General features: G+C 45.0%; 19 protein-coding genes, 1 riboswitch and 1 other annotated feature. All 19 genes read left to right on the forward strand.

Annotated features, from left to right (window positions below; genetic code table 11):
• Window positions 1-52: 52 nt before the first annotated feature.
• Window positions 53-1,156 carry a stage V sporulation protein E gene (gene spoVE / locus ABXS78_RS07100; RefSeq protein WP_286160730.1) on the forward strand — a complete coding sequence of 368 codons (1,104 nt, stop codon included), beginning with the start codon at window positions 53-55 and terminating at the stop codon, window positions 1,154-1,156.
• 153 nt (window positions 1,157-1,309) lie between these two features.
• Window positions 1,310-1,416, forward strand: a riboswitch (SAM riboswitch).
• 90 nt (window positions 1,417-1,506) lie between these two features.
• A complete protein-coding gene (gene ssuE, locus ABXS78_RS07105) occupies window positions 1,507-2,058 on the forward strand; it encodes an NADPH-dependent FMN reductase (protein ID WP_366249500.1) in 552 nt (183 codons plus the stop codon).
• 12 nt (window positions 2,059-2,070) lie between these two features.
• On the forward strand, window positions 2,071-3,336 hold the full coding sequence (locus ABXS78_RS07110; protein ID WP_366249501.1) for an MFS transporter: 1,266 nt from the start codon (window positions 2,071-2,073) through the stop codon (window positions 3,334-3,336).
• Between the two features lie 18 nt (window positions 3,337-3,354).
• A complete protein-coding gene (locus tag ABXS78_RS07115; protein ID WP_366249502.1) occupies window positions 3,355-4,746 on the forward strand; it encodes an LLM class flavin-dependent oxidoreductase in 1,392 nt (463 codons plus the stop codon).
• A gap of 4 nt (window positions 4,747-4,750) precedes the next feature.
• On the forward strand, window positions 4,751-5,938 hold the full coding sequence (locus tag ABXS78_RS07120) for an acyl-CoA dehydrogenase family protein (RefSeq protein ID WP_366249503.1): 1,188 nt from the start codon (window positions 4,751-4,753) through the stop codon (window positions 5,936-5,938).
• Window positions 5,939-6,313: 375 nt separating this feature from the next.
• Window positions 6,314-7,096 (forward strand): cell division protein FtsQ/DivIB, encoded by a 783-nt coding sequence (locus tag ABXS78_RS07125; RefSeq protein ID WP_366249504.1) that lies wholly within the window; start codon window positions 6,314-6,316, stop codon window positions 7,094-7,096.
• Window positions 7,097-7,328: 232 nt separating this feature from the next.
• Entirely contained in the window at window positions 7,329-8,612 is a 1,284-nt protein-coding gene (gene ftsA / locus ABXS78_RS07130) for a cell division protein FtsA (protein WP_366249505.1), read from the forward strand.
• A gap of 58 nt (window positions 8,613-8,670) precedes the next feature.
• Window positions 8,671-9,840: a cell division protein FtsZ gene (gene ftsZ, locus ABXS78_RS07135; RefSeq protein ID WP_095223032.1), complete on the forward strand. Its 1,170-nt coding sequence runs from the start codon at window positions 8,671-8,673 to the stop codon at window positions 9,838-9,840.
• A gap of 176 nt (window positions 9,841-10,016) precedes the next feature.
• On the forward strand, window positions 10,017-10,937 hold the full coding sequence (spoIIGA, locus tag ABXS78_RS07140; protein WP_366249506.1) for a sigma-E processing peptidase SpoIIGA: 921 nt from the start codon (window positions 10,017-10,019) through the stop codon (window positions 10,935-10,937).
• A 23-nt stretch (window positions 10,938-10,960) separates the two neighbouring features.
• Window positions 10,961-11,674 (forward strand): RNA polymerase sporulation sigma factor SigE, encoded by a 714-nt coding sequence (gene sigE / locus ABXS78_RS07145; RefSeq protein ID WP_095223064.1) that lies wholly within the window; start codon window positions 10,961-10,963, stop codon window positions 11,672-11,674.
• 125 nt (window positions 11,675-11,799) lie between these two features.
• Window positions 11,800-12,582, forward strand: a complete 783-nt coding sequence (gene sigG / locus ABXS78_RS07150) for an RNA polymerase sporulation sigma factor SigG (protein WP_095223034.1) — start codon at window positions 11,800-11,802, stop codon at window positions 12,580-12,582.
• A 95-nt stretch (window positions 12,583-12,677) separates the two neighbouring features.
• Window positions 12,678-12,941: a YlmC/YmxH family sporulation protein gene (locus ABXS78_RS07155; RefSeq protein ID WP_366249892.1), complete on the forward strand. Its 264-nt coding sequence runs from the start codon at window positions 12,678-12,680 to the stop codon at window positions 12,939-12,941.
• Between the two features lie 61 nt (window positions 12,942-13,002).
• The gene (gene pgeF, locus ABXS78_RS07160; RefSeq protein ID WP_366249507.1) at window positions 13,003-13,809 is read left to right on the forward strand and encodes a peptidoglycan editing factor PgeF; all 807 of its coding nucleotides are present in this window, start codon (window positions 13,003-13,005) and stop codon (window positions 13,807-13,809) included.
• 2 nt (window positions 13,810-13,811) lie between these two features.
• The gene (locus ABXS78_RS07165) at window positions 13,812-14,489 is read left to right on the forward strand and encodes a YggS family pyridoxal phosphate-dependent enzyme (protein WP_366249508.1); all 678 of its coding nucleotides are present in this window, start codon (window positions 13,812-13,814) and stop codon (window positions 14,487-14,489) included.
• 17 nt (window positions 14,490-14,506) lie between these two features.
• Window positions 14,507-14,947 carry a cell division protein SepF gene (locus tag ABXS78_RS07170; RefSeq protein WP_095223037.1) on the forward strand — a complete coding sequence of 147 codons (441 nt, stop codon included), beginning with the start codon at window positions 14,507-14,509 and terminating at the stop codon, window positions 14,945-14,947.
• Between the two features lie 6 nt (window positions 14,948-14,953).
• On the forward strand, window positions 14,954-15,211 hold the full coding sequence (locus tag ABXS78_RS07175; RefSeq protein ID WP_366249509.1) for a YggT family protein: 258 nt from the start codon (window positions 14,954-14,956) through the stop codon (window positions 15,209-15,211).
• Between the two features lie 21 nt (window positions 15,212-15,232).
• A complete protein-coding gene (locus tag ABXS78_RS07180; protein WP_366249510.1) occupies window positions 15,233-16,006 on the forward strand; it encodes an RNA-binding protein in 774 nt (257 codons plus the stop codon).
• Between the two features lie 74 nt (window positions 16,007-16,080).
• Window positions 16,081-16,581, forward strand: a complete 501-nt coding sequence (locus tag ABXS78_RS07185; RefSeq protein ID WP_095223039.1) for a DivIVA domain-containing protein — start codon at window positions 16,081-16,083, stop codon at window positions 16,579-16,581.
• A 69-nt stretch (window positions 16,582-16,650) separates the two neighbouring features.
• Window positions 16,651-16,871, forward strand: a binding site (T-box leader).
• 62 nt (window positions 16,872-16,933) lie between these two features.
• Window positions 16,934-19,687, forward strand: coding sequence for an isoleucine--tRNA ligase (gene ileS, locus ABXS78_RS07190; RefSeq protein WP_366249511.1), 2,754 nt, complete (start codon window positions 16,934-16,936; stop codon window positions 19,685-19,687).
• Window positions 19,688-19,711: the final 24 nt, after the last annotated feature.

Here is a 19,711-nt window from a genome sequence, read left to right on the forward strand (position 1 = left end):
GCTTCGCTGCATGCGGACCCCCAATTCCAATCCAAGGAAATGGGGTTTTTCTTTGCGTAAATCTAATCTCCCGAAGACGGACTGGCTATTGCTCTTCTCTATCGGAGGCCTGCTGACAATCGGTATCATCATGGTGTATAGTGCTTCTGCTGTATGGGCGGAATATAAATTTGACGATAGCTTCTTTTTTGCCAAGCGGCAGCTATTGTTCGCCGGTGTTGGATTAGGGGCTATGCTGGTCATTTCCAGATTGCATTATGAGATTTGGCGGAAATATGCGAAGGTTTTACTGTTGATTTGCTTTATTTTGCTTATTGCCGTCTTGATTCCCGGAGTCGGATTGGTCCGTGGTGGTGCAAGAAGCTGGATCGGGGTAGGGGCCTTCAGTATCCAGCCTTCTGAATTCACAAAGCTGGGCTTGATCATCTATTTAGCTGTTTATCTTTCAGCCAAGCAGAAATATATAACTTCCTTGAAGCAAGGATTTCTGCCTTCACTCTTGCTCGTTTTTACAGCTTTCGGAATGATTATGCTCCAGCCGGATCTTGGAACAGGTGTTGTTCTAGTTCTTACTTGTATGGTGATGATTTTAGTTAGCGGAGCCAGAATCTCCCACTTCGTCGGTCTCGGTATTTTAGGACTAGGTGCTTTCGCAGCGCTCATTTTGTCTGCGCCATATCGTATACAGCGCATTACCGCTTTCCTTGATCCTTGGGAGGATCCATTAGGGGAAGGATTCCAGATAATCCAATCTCTTTATGCAATCGGTCCAGGTGGATTGATGGGGCTCGGCTTAGGCAACAGTCTTCAAAAATTCTTCTATCTTCCGGAGCCGCAGACGGATTTCATTTTTGCCATTCTGGCAGAAGAGCTTGGCTTCATCGGAGGTGCTGGCGTTATGCTTCTCTTCCTGCTGTTTCTGTGGCGAGGCATTCAAGTAGCTCTTCGCGCGCCTGATGGCTTTAGCAGTCTGCTGGCATTAGGCATCACTGGTATGATAGCTATCCAATGTATGATTAATATCAGTGTTGTAATAGGTTTGATTCCGGTTACTGGTATTACACTGCCGTTTTTAAGCTATGGAGGATCATCGCTTACACTTACGCTGAGCTCTGTTGGTATCCTTCTGAATGTCAGCAGGTATAGCAAACTCTGAAGAATTCGACGATCACTAGACTAATGAACAAGTTAGATTCGATATGCACCGATAAAAAGATGGATTTGAAAAAGTAATATATTAAAAATTTTTAGATAATTCCTATTGACTTTTTTTAGCAACGCCCGTATCATTATAAACAATTTCATACAGTTCTTATCAAGAGAAGCCGAGGGACTGGCCCGATGAAGCTTCAGCAACCTCTGACTAAGTCAGAAAGGTGCTAAATCCAGCAAGATTAATTTCTTGGAAGATAAGAGTGCGGGCGATTATATCAAGCTCTCTTTTCTTCGGAAAAGAGAGCTTTTTTTCGTTTAGTCACTCTACTACAGAAAAAGGAGAAATGAAAATTGACTGACATTATTATTTTATCAGGAAGCCCGTCCAAACATTCCAGATCTCAGCTGGCTGCTAACTATGCAGGTAAACTGGCTGAAGAGCAAGGTTTCACCGTCAAGGAAATCAGCGTTACCGATTTTGCGCCGGAGGATTTGATTTATGCAAGATTCGACAGCCCTGCAATTGTGCAGGCGGGTCATGCTGTCAGCGGCGCGAAAGGATTAATCATTGCATCGCCTGTATATAAAGCAGCATATACAGGCGTGTTGAAAGCATTGCTTGATTTATTGCCTCAAGATGCATTTAAGCACAAACCCGTACTTCCGATCATGACAGGAGGCAGCCCAGCTCATCTGTTAGCGATTGATTATGCGTTAAAGCCCTTGATCGCGAATCTTAAGGGAGAGCCTTTACAGGGAGTATATTTGTGCGATCACCATATCAACAAGGAGAACCCTGATCAACCAGTGGCAGATGCAGAAACAGGTATAAGGATTAACACGCAAGCCAATCAGCTTGTTGAGGCTATTCGCCGAAATCACTCTATCAGTATCGCAAAGTAAAGGAGGGAAGTAATGAAAGCAACGAAAACGTTGTTCGGTATACCAGTTCAAGTCATTGGCGGTTTGCTTGCGATTTTGTTATTCATGACTGGGGATGGCATCGAACAGGCATTCCTGTCTAAGTATGTCGTCGACATTGGCTTCACTACCAATCAGTCAGCTATTATGTTCAGTGCTTATGGGATTGTGCTTACACTGGCTTCCTGGCTGGCTGGTGTTCTAGGAGAAGTCATCGGACCTCGAAAAACGATGCTGATTGGGCTTGTGACGTGGGTTGTTTTTGAAATCGGCTTTCTGTATCTGGGGCTTTACATGGAAAGCTTTTCAATGATGGTGCTTATGTACGGATTGCGCGGTTTTGGCTACCCGCTGTTTGCTTTTGCTTTTATTGTCTGGATTGCCTACCGTACGGAAAAGCAAAAGCTTGCAACAGCAATGGGATGGTTCTTCTTTATGTTTGCTGGGGGAATTGGTTTTCTTGGCTCCTATTATCCGAGTATTTTACTGCCATACATCGGTGAAATGGCCACATTGTGGAGCTCGCTTATTTGGATTATCCTTGGTGGAATTTTAGGTGTCGCACTAGTAGATGACAAAGATCGCCAGGGAGTCAGGATTCAGGATCAAAGCCGGGGAAATAAATGGGCAGAGGCACTTAAAGGAATCACGATTCTTTGGGAGAGCCCTCGCGTTGCTGCTGGAGGTCTGCTTCGGACAATCAATACAGCAGGATGGTATGGTTTCGTAGTTGTGATGCCTGGATTTTTCACGAGTTTCCTGGATATTTCGACGAGTCAGTGGCTCCAGCTTTGGGCAATTCAGTCCATCAGCAATATGGCGGCTGGGGTGTTGTTTGGAATGATAGGTGACCGAATCGGCTGGGTCAAGGTAGTCCGTTGGTTTGGCTGTGTGGGAGCAGCTGTTTGTTCTTTGCTTTACTACTATATCCCGGCAGCATTCGGAGCAAATATCCCGCTGCTTGTGCTGAACGCGGTTCTTTTCGGTGCTGCAATAGCAGCTTTTGTTCCGCTGTCTGCTATATTGCCGACGCTTGCTCCAGCCAACCGCGGTGCAGCGATCTCGGTACTTAATTTAGGTGCTGGAGCCAGTCAGTTTCTGGGACCGGTGCTTGTCGGAGTACTGAATAACTACTTAGGAATCATCGGTGTGGTATGGGGATTTGCCATTTTATATGCACTTAGTTTTCTGTTAACACCATTTCTAATCCCTGCTTCGAAAGCACAAATACATGCCTCAGAAGAGCTTGCTGTCAGATAACTAAAGGAGGATTTTCAAATGACAAACAAACGGATCTTTTTGAACGCTTTTGATATGAATTGCGTTGGACATCAATCACCTGGGTTATGGACACATCCCGATGATCAGGCACATCGTTACAAGGACTTGGAGTATTGGACAGAGCTTGCGCAGCTATTGGAGCGTGGGCGGTTTGATGCGTTGTTTTTAGCAGATGTACTTGGAACATATGATGTGTTTCAAAACTCCCGGGATGGAGCAGTCCGTCAAGCAGCACAAGTGCCGGTAAATGATCCGCTGCTTGTCGTGCCGGCGATGGCCCAAGTCACAAAGCATCTGGGTTTTGGTGTCACGGCATCTGTTACGTATGAGCACCCATACAGCTTTGCGCGTCGTGTATCTACTCTGGATCATTTGACGAAAGGCCGTGTCGGCTGGAATATTGTTACCTCCTATTTAGAAAGTGCAGCTAGAAACCTTGGTTTGGATACGCAAGTCAAACATGACGAGCGTTATAACATTGCAGAGGAATACGTAGAAGTCTGCTATAAGCTTTGGGAGGGTAGTTGGGAAGACGATGCAGTTGTTCGTGATACAGAGAGAAAAGTGTACACTGACCCAGAAAAGGTGCATGATATTCACCACAATGGTACCTATTATACTGTGCCGGGAGCACATCTGTCCGAACCTTCTCCACAGCGGACGCCAGTGCTTTTCCAGGCGGGATCATCGTCTAAGGGCCGATCATTTGCTGCTAAGCATGCCGAATGTGTCTTTATAAGCACCCCCACAGTTACTGTGACAAAAAGCTATGTAGACAAGCTGCGAGAAGAAGCGAAGCGCCAAGGACGTGACCCCGAAGAGATAAAAGTGATGAGTCTCTTTACTCCGATAGTGGCCGAAACAGAAGAAGCTGCACAGGAAAAACTGGCAGAATATCGAAGTCATGCAAGCTATGAAGGAGGTCTGGTACTGCTGGGTGGATGGACCGGCATTGATTTTTCCGAATATGATCCGGACGAAGAGCTTCGTTTTGTTGAGAATGAAGCGATCCATTCAGCCGTGGAGACGTTCACGAAGATTGATCCGAATAAAAAATGGACTGTCCGTGAAGTGGCCGAATTTGTAGGGGTAGGAGGAATTGGTCCGGTAGTCGCCGGAACACCGGTCCAAGTGGCCGATGCAATGGAAGAGTGGATTGAACAGACTGGCGTCGATGGGTTTAATATAGCATACGCAGTGACTCCTGGAACCTTTAAAGATCTTGCTGATTATGTGGTGCCGATTTTGCAGGAGCGGGGCAGAATCAGAAAGGATTATGAAGGCGATACATTACGCGAGAATTTAAGCGGAAATAAGAGACTGCCAGTTCATCATCCAGCACGTCAGATCGGGCGGGCAGTTCAAGAACAAGGAAAGCAAACGGTGTAAAGTCATGACCAATAAAACTGAAACTACATTAGAAACCATTTACTCGTTGATAGAAGAAATAGTTGACCAGACAATTGGCCCCTCTGCAGATCGGCTCGACCGGGAGAAAATCTTTCCTAAGGCGAACATGCAGGAACTAGCTGATAAAGGATTGAACGGTATTTTGCTGCCTGAACACTTGGGGGGTCTGGATGCAGGGTACAAAGCATTTTCGATAGTGGCAGAAAAGATTGCTGCACACTGTCCTTCGACTGGTCTTGTTTACACGATGCATGTGGAAGCGGCCGATGCGATAGTCCGATTCGGATCAAAGGAACAGCAGGAGAAGTGGCTAAAACCTGTAAAGGCGGGGAGCTTTGGCACAACCTCGACAAGTGAAAGAACCTCTGGAGGCAGATACTGGATTAACACGAGCCGAGCAAAACGGACGCTTCAAGGATATGAGCTGAATCTTGAAAAATCGTTTACGACAAGCAGCGGATTTGCTGATTTTTATATTGTCCAAACTGGATCACCCGAGGCTTCTTCAGCTGACGATTTGAGTTATTTTATCATCGAAGGAACGAACCCTGGCTTAAGCTATGGAAGCTGGGATGCACTCGGAGTGAGAGGGAATCATAGCTCTTCACTCACGCTCGGCAGTGTGCAAGTGCCGAAAGAAAATTTGCTCGGGAGTGAAGGATCTGGCCGTACAATTGTAGAAACGAGTATTGCTTATTTGCTTGGCCTGGGTTCTGTCTGGACAGGCCTGGCTGGCGGCATTATTGATATAGTAACGGTTTATGCCAAGCAGAATCATCATCGTGATGTTGGAAAAAGTCTTGGCGACTATCAGGTTATCCGCAGTTTGCTTGCTAAAGCCGTGATCCAATATAAAGGGCTTGTAGCCTGGCTGGAGCAGCTTCGAAGCGAGGTTGATCATCAGCTTAACAATGGCTCAGGAAAGCTTAGTCCCTCAACACGGCAGGATTTGCTATCATTTAAAATACATGCTTCGGATACAGTGAATGAGATTGCACAAATCGCCATGGACATTACTGGAGGTTATGGTTATAAAATTGGTAAGCTGGAACGGTTTTACCGTGATGCAAGAGCGGGTATTGTAATGGGGCCTTCCAACAATCTTGCTCGTGAAATTCTTGCAAAGCAGCTTATAGGTATATCAGATGATTTGTGGGGAGAAACCTCTTGATTAGAGGTTTCTTTTTTCTTGGATATGAAAGATCCTTAGTTAATCTCATTATGAAAGTAACCATATGGGAATTTTTACATATGAAAAAACAAGGCTTGACCGACAAATTAAAGTACCCAGGAACGAATGTAATGGTAGAATGGGAGAGTAATAGCAGAGACAGTATAAAGAAAGAAGATGGATAGAAGTTTTCATTTCTTGCCCCATTGAAGAAGGAAATTGGCGGCTTCTTATGTAATTAGGTAAAGAAACCTTTTTGAAGGCGGATTATTTACAATTTGTTGGTTACTGACTACTTCCGCTATATGAATGTGTTATAATTTTATAATTACAATACAAGCAGTTTTTGACTGTACAGCATAGGAAGAAGAGGAAATGAGCGAAAAAAAGAAAATTGTTTCCATCGAGGACCGTATCCCAAAATTAAAACAAGCGAGAAAGAAAAAGGCGAATAGACGACTTATATTCTACTTGTCTATTTTCTTCGTACTTATCTTCATCATTGTGTACCTGCAATCGCCATTAAGCAATATTCACCGCCTTGAAGTGGAAGGAAATGATTTTCTGCCTAAAGATACTATTATTCAAAGCAGCGGCCTGACTACTTCAGATAATATGTGGCGCATTGATAAGGATGAAGCAATAAAACGGATAGAAGAAAATGAAGAAGTTGAAAAGGTATCAATAAGCAGAGGCTTCCCAGCCACTGTCACAATCAAAGTGACAGAGCTTGGCAGAGTAGGATATCTGCAGCAGGATGGCAGTTATCGCGCACTGCTGACCAATGGCAGTATCTCTGAAAAGAAATGGGAGCAGCCAAAATCCGATGCCCCGACACTCTATGGTTTTTCTGATGATAAGTATCTTAAAGAGATGGCAGAGGAACTTGGCGAATTGCCAGCTTCTATTACCGGTCTCATATCCGAGATACATTACAAGCCATCAGAAGACAATCAATTCATCATTCAGCTTTTCATGAATGACGGCAGGGAAGTGCAAGGAACAATCCGCACTTTTGCTACGAACATGGAGGCATATCCTAGCATTGCTGCTCAGCTTGATCCAGAAGTCGATGGCGTACTCCATATGGGAGTAGGGACCTATTTCGAGCCTGCTGAGAAGGAAAAAGAAGATAACGAGCAAGAAGAAGGCCGATAAGCAGAAATTCGTGATATTTTGTCAGTTTATGTAGAATAAACAGGCTATATACGGTATAGTCGAATCAAATACGAGTATATTAGGCTAAATTCTTACAGAATGTCGCTTTTTAGGCAAAATTTCTCGTGAAATTTGTTATAATTATGCGTGTCTCAATACAAATGTTAATAATGAAACGAAAATGTAAAAACAATGCTGGGCGACATGTCTCTAGGATTAGGAGGTGCCTTACGTGAACAACAGTGAAATTTTAGTCAGCTTAGATGTAGGAACATCAAATATTAAAGTGATTATCGGGGAAGTATTTCAGGATTCCCTTAACATAATCGGTGTCGGTACGGCAAAATCAAAAGGCCTGAAGAAAGGCGCCATCGTCGATATCGACCAAACTGTCCAATCGATCCGCAGTGCTGTAGAACAAGCAGAGCGGATGGTCGGTATGCAAATCGAACGTGTAGTCGTCGGTGTCAATGGGAATCAGATTCAGCTGCATCAATGCCATGGAGTAGTGGCTGTATCCAATGAAACCCGGGAGATAGATGATGAGGATATTGCGCGAGTAATTGACGCGGCACAGGTTGTGTCCATTCCGCCGGAACGTGAAATAGTCGATGTGGTTCCAAAACAGTTCATCGTAGATGGATTGGACGGTATCAATGACCCTCGCGGCATGATCGGTGTTCGATTAGAAATGGAAGGAACAATCATTACTTGTTCCCGTACAGTCTTACATAATCTATTGAAATGCGTCGAGAGAGCCAACTTAGAAGTAATGGATATATGTCTGCAGCCATTGGCTGCAGGGGCTGTCGCCCTTTCAGAGGATGAAAAGAACCTTGGTGTTGGATTGATAGACATCGGCGGAGGCAATACAACTGTCTCTGTGTTCGGAAATGACCAGCTCATGGCAACTAGTGTGGTTCCTCTTGGCGGCGAGAATATTAGCAAGGATATATCTATAGGACTGAAGACTTCCTCCGAACAAGCGGAAGAAATCAAAATTGGATATGGACATGCTTTCTACGACGACGCCAGGGAGGATGAGACATTCGAAGCGTCGATTATCGGCAGCAACAAGAAACAAAACTTCTCCCAGCTTGATGTTGCAGACATAGTGGAAGCCCGTGTTGAAGAAATATTTGCATACGCCGACAGCGAAATTAAGCGCATGGGCTTCCCGGAACTCCCGGGCGGCTATGTCCTCACCGGCGGAACATCCATGATGCCAGGCATGCTTGAACTGGCACAGGACTGCTTCCAAGCGAATGTGAGACTTGCGATCCCGGATTATTTAGGAGTACGGGAACCGCAGTTTACAAGCGCCGTTGGAATCTTGCAATTTGCCTATCGGAATGCGAGAATACAAGGGAAGGAGATCTTCTCTGCTGTGACAGAAGGAGATTTCGATGAGCCGGAAAGAAGACCGGCAAAACCCGCTAAATCAGAAAAGAAAAAAGGCGAAGAAAAAAAGAAAGAATCAGGTATTGCTAACCTGTTCAAGTACTTTTTCGATTAAGACAGACACGTCAGCTCGATTGAAGGGAAAGACGGTTTGTAAATAGGAGGACGTTAAGATGTTAGAGTTTGACACAAATATGGAAACATTAGCGACAATCAAAGTCATCGGCGTCGGCGGAGGCGGAAGCAACGCCGTCAACCGAATGATCGAACATGGCGTCCAAGGCGTGGACTTTATTGCAGTAAATACTGATTCACAGGCATTGAATCTATCTAAAGCAGATGTCAAAATGCAGATTGGTGCGAAACTGACTCGCGGTCTTGGTGCTGGTGCCAACCCGGAAGTAGGCCGTAAAGCAGCAGAAGAAAGCAAAGAACAGATCCAGGAAGTTCTTCAAGGGGCCGACATGGTATTCGTTACAGCCGGTATGGGAGGCGGAACTGGTACAGGTGCTGCACCAGTTATCGCACAGATAGCCAAAGAGCTTGGCGCATTAACAGTCGGTATCGTTACACGTCCATTCTCATTCGAGGGACGTAAGCGTCAGACGCAGGCTTTAGCTGGAACAGATGCTCTAAAGGGTAGTGTAGACACACTTATCGTCATCCCGAATGACCGCTTGCTTGAAATTGTTGATAAAAACACGCCTATGCTTGAGGCATTCCGTGAAGCGGATAATGTCCTTCGTCAAGGTGTACAAGGTATTTCCGAATTAATCGCCGTTCCTGGTTTGATCAACGTTGACTTTGCTGATGTGAAGACGATCATGGCTGATAAAGGATCTGCACTTATGGGTATAGGTATTGCAACTGGTGAAAACCGGGCGACTGAGGCTGCGAAGAAAGCTATCAGCTCTCCATTGCTAGAGACCTCTATCGATGGAGCACATGGTGTTCTGATGAACATCTCAGGCGGTACGAACCTAAGCCTGTATGAAGTACAGGAAGCGGCTGATATCGTAACAAGTGCGGCCGATCAGGAAGTAAACGTAATCTTCGGGTCCGTCATCAATGAAGATTTGAAAGATGAAATCGTTGTAACTGTCATTGCGACAGGATTCGATGAAGCTCAAATCCAGCAAGCTATGAATGCACCTCGTCCGAAAGCACGTCCGGTAGAGAAGGAAGTTCAAAGCACGCAGCAGCCTGCGACATCGGAAAGAAGAAGAGAGCGGGAAGAACTGCGCAGAGAAACACCATCTCCGCAGCAGCAACAGACGCGTAAGCAGGAAGAGGATACATTGGATATCCCGACATTCCTTCGCAATCGCAACCGTAGAAAATAATATTACAAAGGATAGCATCCTATGATGCTATCCTTTTTTTTATGCCAAGAAATGTTAGACAAATTAGGCGGAAAACACATAAAAATAGTGCGCTGCTGCGTGCATAAACTGACAGTATTTGAATCGGCTCTCCGTTATACTAGCTTCATCTATTAAAGAAGAAGGGGATAGCTGACGTGACAATCTATCTGGATGCAGTCTGGACGCTTAATCTATTTTTGGACTGGCTGCTGTTATTATGTACGCAAGCTATTGCAAGGTTGCAAGTACCAAAGCTTCGTATATTTGCAGGCGCCGTTGTAGCTTCACTCATTGTTCCAGTTACAGTCTATTTTCCCGAGAGCTTTCTGGCCCACCCAGCAGGTAAATTGCTTTTTTCCATGCTAATCATCTGGACAGCTTTCGGATTCCGCTCTGTCACCCGCTTTTTAAAGCTGCTGCTGCTTTTTTATTTTGTTACCTTCGCAGTAGGCGGCAGTCTATTCGCCATCCATTATATGCTGCAGACTCAAGCTGCATTCACTTCTGCCTCCTTCTTGACTGTAAGCACAGGATATGGTGATCACGTCAGCTGGCTTTTCGTAGCCATCATGTTTCCGATTGCTTTGTATTTTACTAAAAGCAGAATGGACAAGCAGCGCTTTGAGCAATTCCGTTATGATCAGCTGTACAACGTTCAAGTGAGCATCAATGGCATTTCACATAAAACAGAAGGCTTCATCGATAGCGGAAATCATCTGTCTGATCCGTTAACGAAGCGGCCTGTCGTAATCTGTGATCAGCTCTTTTTGAGGAACTGGTTCACTGAAGAAGAATGGCAGCTGTTGGCCCAAGCAAACAGCGATTTGGATTTGGATTTGCTGCCAAAGGATTGGCCCTATGAATTTTCTGTCGTTCCGTATCAGGGTGTGAATGGGGAAGGGGCCCTCATGTTGGTTTTAAAGCCGGATAGCATTTTGATTGAAATGGAACAAGTTCAGATCGAAACCGACCGAGTCTGGATTGGAATTCAATTCGGTAATCTTACTGCAGACCGACGCTATCACTGTCTGCTTCATCCGTCACTAGTACACGATGCCAGCACGCAAGCGGGCTAAGAAGAAGGGAGATAAACATGGGAATGAAAGCATGGAAGCTGAAAATATGGTGGTATAAAATTCTCGTCAAGCTTAAAATCAAGCGAAAGGAAATTTATTATATCGGAGGCAGCGAGGCTTTGCCTCCTCCATTATCGAAGGAAGAGGAGTTCAAATTGCTCCAGCTTCTGCCTACTGGTGATAAATCGGCAAGAGCGATGCTGATTGAGCGCAACCTTCGTCTGGTGGTGTATATAGCGAGGAAGTTCGAAAATACCGGCATCAATATCGAAGATTTGATTAGCATTGGAACAATCGGTTTAATCAAGGCTGTGAATACCTTCAATCCAGAAAAGAAAATCAAGCTTGCAACATACGCTTCCCGCTGTATAGAAAATGAAATTCTCATGTATTTACGCCGGAATAGCAAACTGAAATCAGAAATCAGTTTTGATGAACCGCTCAATATTGATTGGGATGGCAATGAACTGCTTTTATCAGATGTATTAGGAACAGACGATGACATCATCACGAAGGATATCGAGAAGAATGTAGATAAGAATTTACTAAAAAAAGCCTTGGAACAGCTCAATGACAGAGAAAAGCAAATCATGGAACTACGCTTTGGGCTTATCGGACAGGAAGAGAAAACGCAAAAAGATGTGGCTGATATGCTCGGGATTTCCCAGTCTTATATATCCCGTCTGGAAAAGAAGATTATCCGCCGATTGCAAAAAGAATTTAATAAAATGCTCTAAGCCTTACTGGTGCCTGTATTTGTCCACTGCCGGACAATGTCAGGCACCATTTGTCTTTGCATAAAAAAATTCCCGCGGGGAGATACTGTGCTTGCATCGTATCTTCATTCGGGAGGTCAAGGAATATGTCGAGACAGAAAGTTGAAATATGTGGGGTAGATACTTCAAAGCTGCCAGTACTCAAAAATGAGGAAATGAAAAAGCTATTCATCCGCATGCAGCAAGAAGACGACATTTCAGCCCGGGAAGAACTCGTCAATGGGAATCTCCGACTTGTGCTCAGTGTTATTCAGCGCTTCAATAATCGAGGAGAATATGTTGACGATCTTTTTCAAGTAGGCTGTATCGGACTAATGAAATCCATTGATAATTTCGATTTGAAGCATAATGTGCGTTTTTCTACATACGCAGTGCCGATGATCATAGGGGAAATTCGCCGCTACTTACGAGATAATAATCCGATTCGGGTCTCTCGTTCCTTGCGTGATACGGCATACAAAGCTTTGCAGGTACGTGAGCAGCTGATTGCTAAGACTTCTAAAGACCCAACAACAGCTGAGATTGCTGCAGAGCTAGGTGTGCAGCCCTCTGATATAACATTCGCAATGGATGCGATCCAGGATCCGGTTTCTTTGTTCGAGCCGATTTATAACGATGGGGGTGACCCGATATTCGTTTTGGATCAGCTTCGCAGCGAGTCGGAAAATGATGCTAACTGGCTCGATAATCTTTCTTTGAAAGAAGGTATGCATCGTCTGAACGAACGGGAAAAAATGATTCTGAACAAGCGTTTCTTCCAAGGCAAAACACAGATGGAAGTCGCAGACGAAATTGGTATATCCCAAGCACAAGTATCGCGGCTGGAAAAAGCTGCAATAGAAGAAATGAATAAACAAATGTTCGAGTGAAGACACCTGATTCAGGTGTCTTTTTTATGTTTGCATGCTAATTCATGAGCTTGGCCGCATAGACTAGAAGAAAAGAGCAAAGGGGCCAAGTATTGATGACACTAACCGAATTGCAGATGAAGGATATAGTTCTGATGGAGAATGGTAAAAAAGTAGGGAATGTGTCCGATTTGGAAATTAATGAACAAAATGGTCATATATCAGCAATTATCGTAACACTTCGAGGGAAGATGATGGGGCTGTTCGGGAAGGAAGAGGAATTAGTCGTTCCATGGAATCAGATCATCACGATTGGAACAGATGTCATCTTAATCAAAAGTCCTGAACAAGCATCTGTGACAGAAGAAGCGAGCAAGTAATCTTGTACAGAATCAAGCGGAAATATGGTACTATAAAAGCAATCAGAGGAGTGGGTACCATATGAGAGAAACAGCTTCCGACTTGAAAGGGCTGTATATGGAGCTTGGCGGATGGTCAGCTCCTGACAGTATCGTCTGCGGAATTACGACAAAATACAATGGTGTGAGTAAAGCGCCTTTTCATAGTCTGAATATGGGACTGCATGTCGGCGATGAGCCAGAAGCGGTCGTCCAAAATCGTCAGCTTCTTGCCGAAGCAATTCAGTTCCCCTTGGAAAGATGGGTACTGGGTGAGCAAGTCCATGGGACGGAAATAGCGGTCGTCACCAAAAGAGAAGCAGGTCGCGGAAGCCGGGAATTAGCTGACAGCCTCCCATCAGTTGATGGTTTGATCACGAATGAAAAAGGCATGCTTCTTGCTGCTTTCTTTGCAGACTGTGTGCCTCTTTATTTTTTCGATAGTACTAGTGGGTGGATCGGAATGGCACACGCTGGCTGGCGCGGAACTGTCGCAAATATGGCAGGGAAAATGATTGAAGCTCTTTGTAACAACGGAGCAAACAAGGAAAATTTACAAGCGATGATCGGACCATGTATATCCAAGAACAGATACGAAGTGGACGATCATATTGTACAGCAGATACCTGAGCAATTCCGGGCTAAGGTGCTGGAGCCAAGCGGATCGGATCGATATTATCTTGATCTGCAGACACTCAATCGGCTGTATATGCTGCAAGCAGATATTCTGGATGAAAACATATTGACAGCGGCGCATTGTACATACGATTCTCCGGAATTCTATTCACATCGGGAAGATCAAGGAAAAACCGGCCGTATGATCGGTTTTATCGGGATGAAAGAGGAGTAAGCATGAATACAGTACAAGAGAATTTGAAACGGATCAAGGATGATATTAGCTCGGCAGCGGCTAAAACAGGCCGAAATTCCGAGGATATAACACTCCTTGCCGTTACGAAATATGTTACAATTGAACGAACAGAAGAAGCTGTCGATGCCGGTATTGTCGATTTAGGCGAGAATCGGATCGAAGGTTTTCTTGAGAAGCAGGCAATCATTGGAGAAAAAGCTGTATGGCATTTCATCGGAAGCCTGCAAACAAGGAAAGTAAAAGATGTCATCAATCAGGTGGATTATCTGCATGCACTGGACAGACTGTCGCTCGCAAAGGAAATTCAGAAACGGGCAACAAAGAAGATCAAGTGCTTTGTCCAAGTCAATGTGAGCGGAGAAGCTACCAAATCAGGTGTTTCCCCTGATGAAACGCTGGCTTTTATCAAAGAGCTTGCAGAATTTCCGGCAATTGAAATTGTCGGTTTGATGACGATGGCACCTAATACAGAGGAGGAAGATGTACTTCGCAGTGTGTTCAGCGGCTTGAGACAGCTTCGTGACGAAGTGGCAGCTGCTGGGTTGACACATGCGCCTTGTACATTCTTATCCATGGGAATGAGTAATGATTACACAATCGCTATAGAAGAAGGAGCGACTCATATCCGGGTCGGCTCTGCTCTTGTAGGTCCATACTAAAAAGCGAGGTGAAGAAAATGAGTTTCAAGAATAAGATGAAAAATTTCTTTACTGTAGATGATGAAGAATATGAATATGTCGAGGAACAGCCAAACGAACAAGAGGAGATCGAGCCATATCAGCCAGGCGGGCGGAACCAGAATCAGAACGTTGTCAGCCTGAAAAGTGTGCAATCCTCTTCTAAAGTCGTTCTTTGCGAGCCAAGGACATATAATGAAGCACAGGAAATTGCCGATCATGTTGTAAACAGAAGAGCGGTAGTGCTTAATCTACAGCGTGTCGACCATCACCAGGCTAAGCGTATCGTTGATTTTCTGAGTGGTACAGTCTACGCGGTTAATGGTGATATCCAGAAACTGGGCAGTCAAACCTTCCTGTGTGCTCCGGACAATATTGAACTAACTGGCAGCATATCCGATATGATAGAGGAGCAGGATGACTATAATAAGAGGTGGTAGAAGCAGATGCTTTGGAGCATAATTAGTACAGCTTTCACAGTATATTCTTTTGCGTTGATCGTCTATATACTGATGTCATGGTTCCCGGGAGCCCGGCAGTCGGCATTCGGTGAAATTTTAGGAAGGATTTGTGAACCATATTTGGATGTATTTCGACGATTCATTCCACCGCTGGGAATGATAGATCTCTCCCCAATCGTTGGGATCATTGTATTGCGCTTGGCGGAGAGTGGTTTGTATACAATTTATGCAATGATTTTCTAGTGATGAGGAGTACAAAGTAACGTGAGTATCTATCAGCATTACCGGGAAGAGGAACGTCCTTTTATTGACCAAATTCTTTCCTGGATGGAACAAGTGGAGCGTCAATACCAGCCCCGGGTGACCGATTTCCTGGATCCCCGGGAACAGCTTATCTTCCGACAGCTGTTAGGCGGTCAGACCGAGCTGCAGTGGGCTTTTTCTGGCGGGACGGAAAAAGCGGAAAGAAAGCGGGGAATTATCGCTCCGCTTTATGACTCGATAACTCCCGAGGACTTTAGTATCGAGCTGCTCGAAGCTGCTTATCCCGATAAGTTTGTCACACTTGAGCACCGAGATGTGATGGGGTCTTTCCTTTCCCTTGGCATCGATCGCAAAAAACTGGGTGATATAAGTGTTAGGGAAGGCATAATCCAGCTTTTCACTACATCAGACATCGCAACATACATACGTGCGAATTTAGTTGAAGTTAAAAGAGCCAAGGTATCGTGGCAATCAGTAGATCCTAAACGGTTCAGACCTGAAGAGGTAGAATGGGTCACGAGCGAAACAACTGTCTCCTCCCTCAGGCTGGATGCTATCGTAAAGGAACTTTATCGTATGTCACGCCAGCAGGCTGCAGAGCGCATCCAGAAAGGGCTTGTCAAAGTCAATTTCAAGACGGTCGAGGATGTCAGCTTTCAATTGGCTGAGGGAGACCTCATATCTCTGCGAGGAATGGGCAGGGGCAAGCTTGCAGAAGTGAAAGGTACAACGAAGAAGGACAAGCAGCGAATCGCATTGGAAAAATTAAAGTAGCCGTAATGGTTAATTTATGCTATCTTTGTCGAATAACAGCTATTATTTAGATTCTTTTACAGGAGGTGGCCGTTGTGCCATTAACACCTTTGGATATTCACAATAAAGAGTTCGCCCGCGGATTCCGCGGTTATGATGAAGATGATGTAAACGACTTCCTAGACAGGGTGATCAAGGATTATGAGATCATCATCCGAGAGAAGAAGGATTTAGAAGAACGTGTACAGCAGCTCGAAGAACGACTTGGACATTTCAATAATATTGAAACGACTTTGAATAAGTCGATCCTTGTAGCGCAGGAAACTGCCGAAGAAGTGAAGGGCAATGCAATGAAAGAGTCTAAGCTGATCATCAAAGAAGCTGAGAAGAATGCTGACCGTATCATCAATGAGTCCCTCACAAAGTCACGCCAGATTGCTTTGGAAGTCGAGGACCTTAAAAAACAGGCAAAAGTATTCCGTACACGCTTGAAGATGCTGGTGGAAGCACAGCTTGAGATGATTGAAACGGATGATTGGGATGGTTTATTCGCCACAGAGGTAGCGTATGAGCCTGAGGAAGAGAAGGCGGAATAAAGTCCGCTTGACGTTTTTCGCAAACTTACATATAATTTTACTATTATTAGCAAACAACATGACCATGATATAAAGACTGTGATCGGGACAGTAGGAAGTCCATACCGCTTTCAAAGCGAGCCAGGGAAGGTGAGAGCCTGGTACGGTATCTCTTTCGAACATCACCCGCTAGTTTCCATTCGAACCGCAAGCAGTAGAAATGGACGTCTCATTCACGTTACGAATTCGAGTGGATAGACGATACTAGTCTGTCTATAAGGGTGGTACCGCGAGTCTCTCTCGTCCCTTCTGGGATGATGAGGGACTCCTTTTTTTGCCCAAAATTATCGGTCATCATAAGGAGGAAAAAACATTGGATTACAAAGAAACACTGCTGATGCCGGAAACGGCTTTCCCGATGCGCGGCAACCTGCCGAACAAAGAACCAAAAATGCAGCAGGACTGGGAAGAACAAAACATCTACAAAAAAGTGCAGGAAAGAACGGAAGGGCGCCCGCTCTTCGTTTTGCATGACGGACCTCCATACGCCAATGGTGACCTTCATATGGGCCATGCGCTTAACAAAGTATTGAAAGACTTTATCGTGCGTTATAAATCGATGTCTGGCTTCCATGCACCATATGTTCCAGGCTGGGATACACACGGACTGCCGATCGAGCAGGCGCTTACGAAAAAGAAAGTCGACCGCAAGAAAATGACGGTTGCGGAATTCCGCCGTCTTTGTGCTGAATATGCGATGCAGCAGATCAATAACCAGCGCACACAGTTCAAGCAACTAGGTGTTCGGGGGGATTGGGATAATCCTTATATCACGCTGACAAAGGATTATGAAGCAGCACAAATCAAAGTGTTCGGCGAAATGGCTGAACGCGGCTATATCTATAAAGGTATGAAGCCAGTATACTGGTCTCCATCTTCTGAATCTGCTTTGGCAGAAGCTGAAATCGAGTACCAAGACAAACGCTCTGCATCTATCTATGTAGCTTTTCAAGTAAGAGATGGTAAGAACTTGTTCCAAGGTGACGAGAAATTCATCATTTGGACAACAACTCCTTGGACATTGCCTGCTAACGTTGCAATCTCGCTTCATCCTGAAGTGACATACGTGGTTGCACAAGTCGGCAGCGAGAAATATGTCGTGGCAGAAGACTTGCTTAGCAGCGTTACAGAAACACTTGAATGGAGCAGTCCTGAAGTACTGAAAACATTCAAAGGAAAAGAAGCAGAGTACGTTACAACACAGCATCCTTTCTATGACCGTGAATCGTTGATCATTCTTGGCGAACATGTTACGACTGACAGCGGTACAGGCTGCGTACACACAGCACCTGGACACGGGGAAGAAGATTTCTTTGCCAGTCAAAAATACAAATTGCCAATCATCAGCCCGCTAGATGACAAAGGAGTATTTACAAGTGAAGCTCCTGGTTTTGAAGGTGTATTCTATGATACGGCAAACAAAGAAATCACAGAACTGCTTGAAGAAAAAGGCGCATTACTGAAACTTGAGTTCTTCACACATTCTTACCCGCATGACTGGCGTACAAAGAAACCTGTCATCTATCGTGCAACAGCGCAATGGTTTGCTTCCATCAAAGCATTCCGTGAGCAGATCATCGAACAAATCAAGGAAGTGGAATGGTTCCCGAAATGGGGCGAAACACGCCTTTATAACATGTTCCGTGATCGTGAAGACTGGTGTATTTCCCGTCAGCGTGCATGGGGTGTTCCGATTCCTGTATTCTACGGTGAAAATGGAGAACCTATCATCACAGAAGAAACGATCCAGCATGTTTCCGACCTATTCCTTGAGCACGGCTCTAACATCTGGTTCGAAAGAGAAGCAAAAGACCTATTGCCTGAAGGCTTCACTTCCGAGCATAGCCCGAACGGCATCTTCACGAAAGAAACAGATATCATGGACGTGTGGTTCGACTCTGGTTCTTCACACCAAGGTGTGTTAGTGAACCGTCCGGAATTACAGCGTCCAGCTGACCTTTACTTGGAAGGCTCCGATCAATATCGCGGCTGGTTCAACTCTTCCTTGACAACTGCTGTTGCTGTAACAGGCAAAGCACCGTACAAAGCAGTTCTAAGCCACGGATTTGCATTGGACGGAAAAGGCAAGAAGATGAGTAAATCGCTTGGAAACATCGTTGTACCGGCGAAAATAATGAAGCAGTATGGTGCGGATATCCTCCGTCTATGGGTTGCTTCCGTGGATTATCAATCAGATGTCCGTATCTCTGATGAAATCATCAAACAGACATCCGAAGGCTATCGCAAAATCCGGAATACGTTCCGCTTCTTGCTTGCCAACTTGCATGATTTCGATCCTGCGAAGGACAGTGTAGCGCATGCTGATATGGTGGAAGTGGATCGTTATATGCTTGCGAAGCTTTCTGACTTGACGAAGCACGTACGCGCGAGCTACGACAAATACGAATTTGCGGATGTATATTCTGCAATCCTTAGCTTCTGTTCTGTAGAACTTAGTGCGTTCTACCTTGATTTCGGTAAAGATATCCTTTATATCGAGGCTGCTGATCATCCAGCACGCCGCAGCATCCAGACTGCCTATTACGAAATCGTAAAAGCGCTTCTGCAAATGCTTGCACCGATTCTTGCACATACAACAGAGGAAGCTTGGAGCTATATTCCTGGTGAAAAAGCAGAAAGCGTCCAGTTGACTGACTTCCCAGAAGCTGCAGTAATTGCAGATCATGATGAGCTATTGACAAAATGGGATCATTTCATGAAAGTACGTGATGATGTTCTGAAAGCTTTGGAAATCGCCCGAAGTGAGAAAGTCATTGGTAAATCACTCGAATCTAAATTAACGATTGTTGCAAAAGACGATGCAACGAAACAGCTTCTTCAAGGCATTGATAATTTGCATCAATTGCTTATTGTATCTGAGGCTGATGTAGTGGATGCAGATGCAGATGCTGCTGATTATGAACATGTGGCTGTTCGTGTGGAAAAACATCCGGCAGACCGATGCGAACGCTGCTGGGTTGCTTCTGACACAGTTGGGCAGGATGAGAAGCATCCTGAGCTATGTTCGCGCTGTGCAAGTATCGTGGAAGCACACTATCACGCGTAAGGAGAGAAAGCTTCGCTTTAAGGC

The sequence above is a fragment of the Terribacillus aidingensis genome, from assembly GCF_040703035.1.
Lineage (GTDB): Bacteria > Bacillota > Bacilli > Bacillales > Amphibacillaceae > Terribacillus.

Coding starts and splice junctions, on each gene's coding strand:
- ABXS78_RS07110 (WP_366249501.1), top strand. CDS start 2,071: ATGAAAGCAACGAAAACGTTGTTCGGTATACCAGTTCAAGTCATTGGC.
- ABXS78_RS07115 (WP_366249502.1), top strand. CDS start 3,355: ATGACAAACAAACGGATCTTTTTGAACGCTTTTGATATGAATTGCGTT.
- ABXS78_RS07120 (WP_366249503.1), top strand. CDS start 4,751: ATGACCAATAAAACTGAAACTACATTAGAAACCATTTACTCGTTGATA.
- ABXS78_RS07125 (WP_366249504.1), top strand. CDS start 6,314: ATGAGCGAAAAAAAGAAAATTGTTTCCATCGAGGACCGTATCCCAAAA.
- ftsZ (WP_095223032.1), top strand. CDS start 8,671: ATGTTAGAGTTTGACACAAATATGGAAACATTAGCGACAATCAAAGTC.
- sigE (WP_095223064.1), top strand. CDS start 10,961: ATGAAAGCATGGAAGCTGAAAATATGGTGGTATAAAATTCTCGTCAAG.
- sigG (WP_095223034.1), top strand. CDS start 11,800: ATGTCGAGACAGAAAGTTGAAATATGTGGGGTAGATACTTCAAAGCTG.
- ABXS78_RS07155 (WP_366249892.1), top strand. CDS start 12,678: ATGACACTAACCGAATTGCAGATGAAGGATATAGTTCTGATGGAGAAT.
- pgeF (WP_366249507.1), top strand. CDS start 13,003: ATGAGAGAAACAGCTTCCGACTTGAAAGGGCTGTATATGGAGCTTGGC.
- ABXS78_RS07165 (WP_366249508.1), top strand. CDS start 13,812: ATGAATACAGTACAAGAGAATTTGAAACGGATCAAGGATGATATTAGC.
- ABXS78_RS07170 (WP_095223037.1), top strand. CDS start 14,507: ATGAGTTTCAAGAATAAGATGAAAAATTTCTTTACTGTAGATGATGAA.
- ABXS78_RS07175 (WP_366249509.1), top strand. CDS start 14,954: ATGCTTTGGAGCATAATTAGTACAGCTTTCACAGTATATTCTTTTGCG.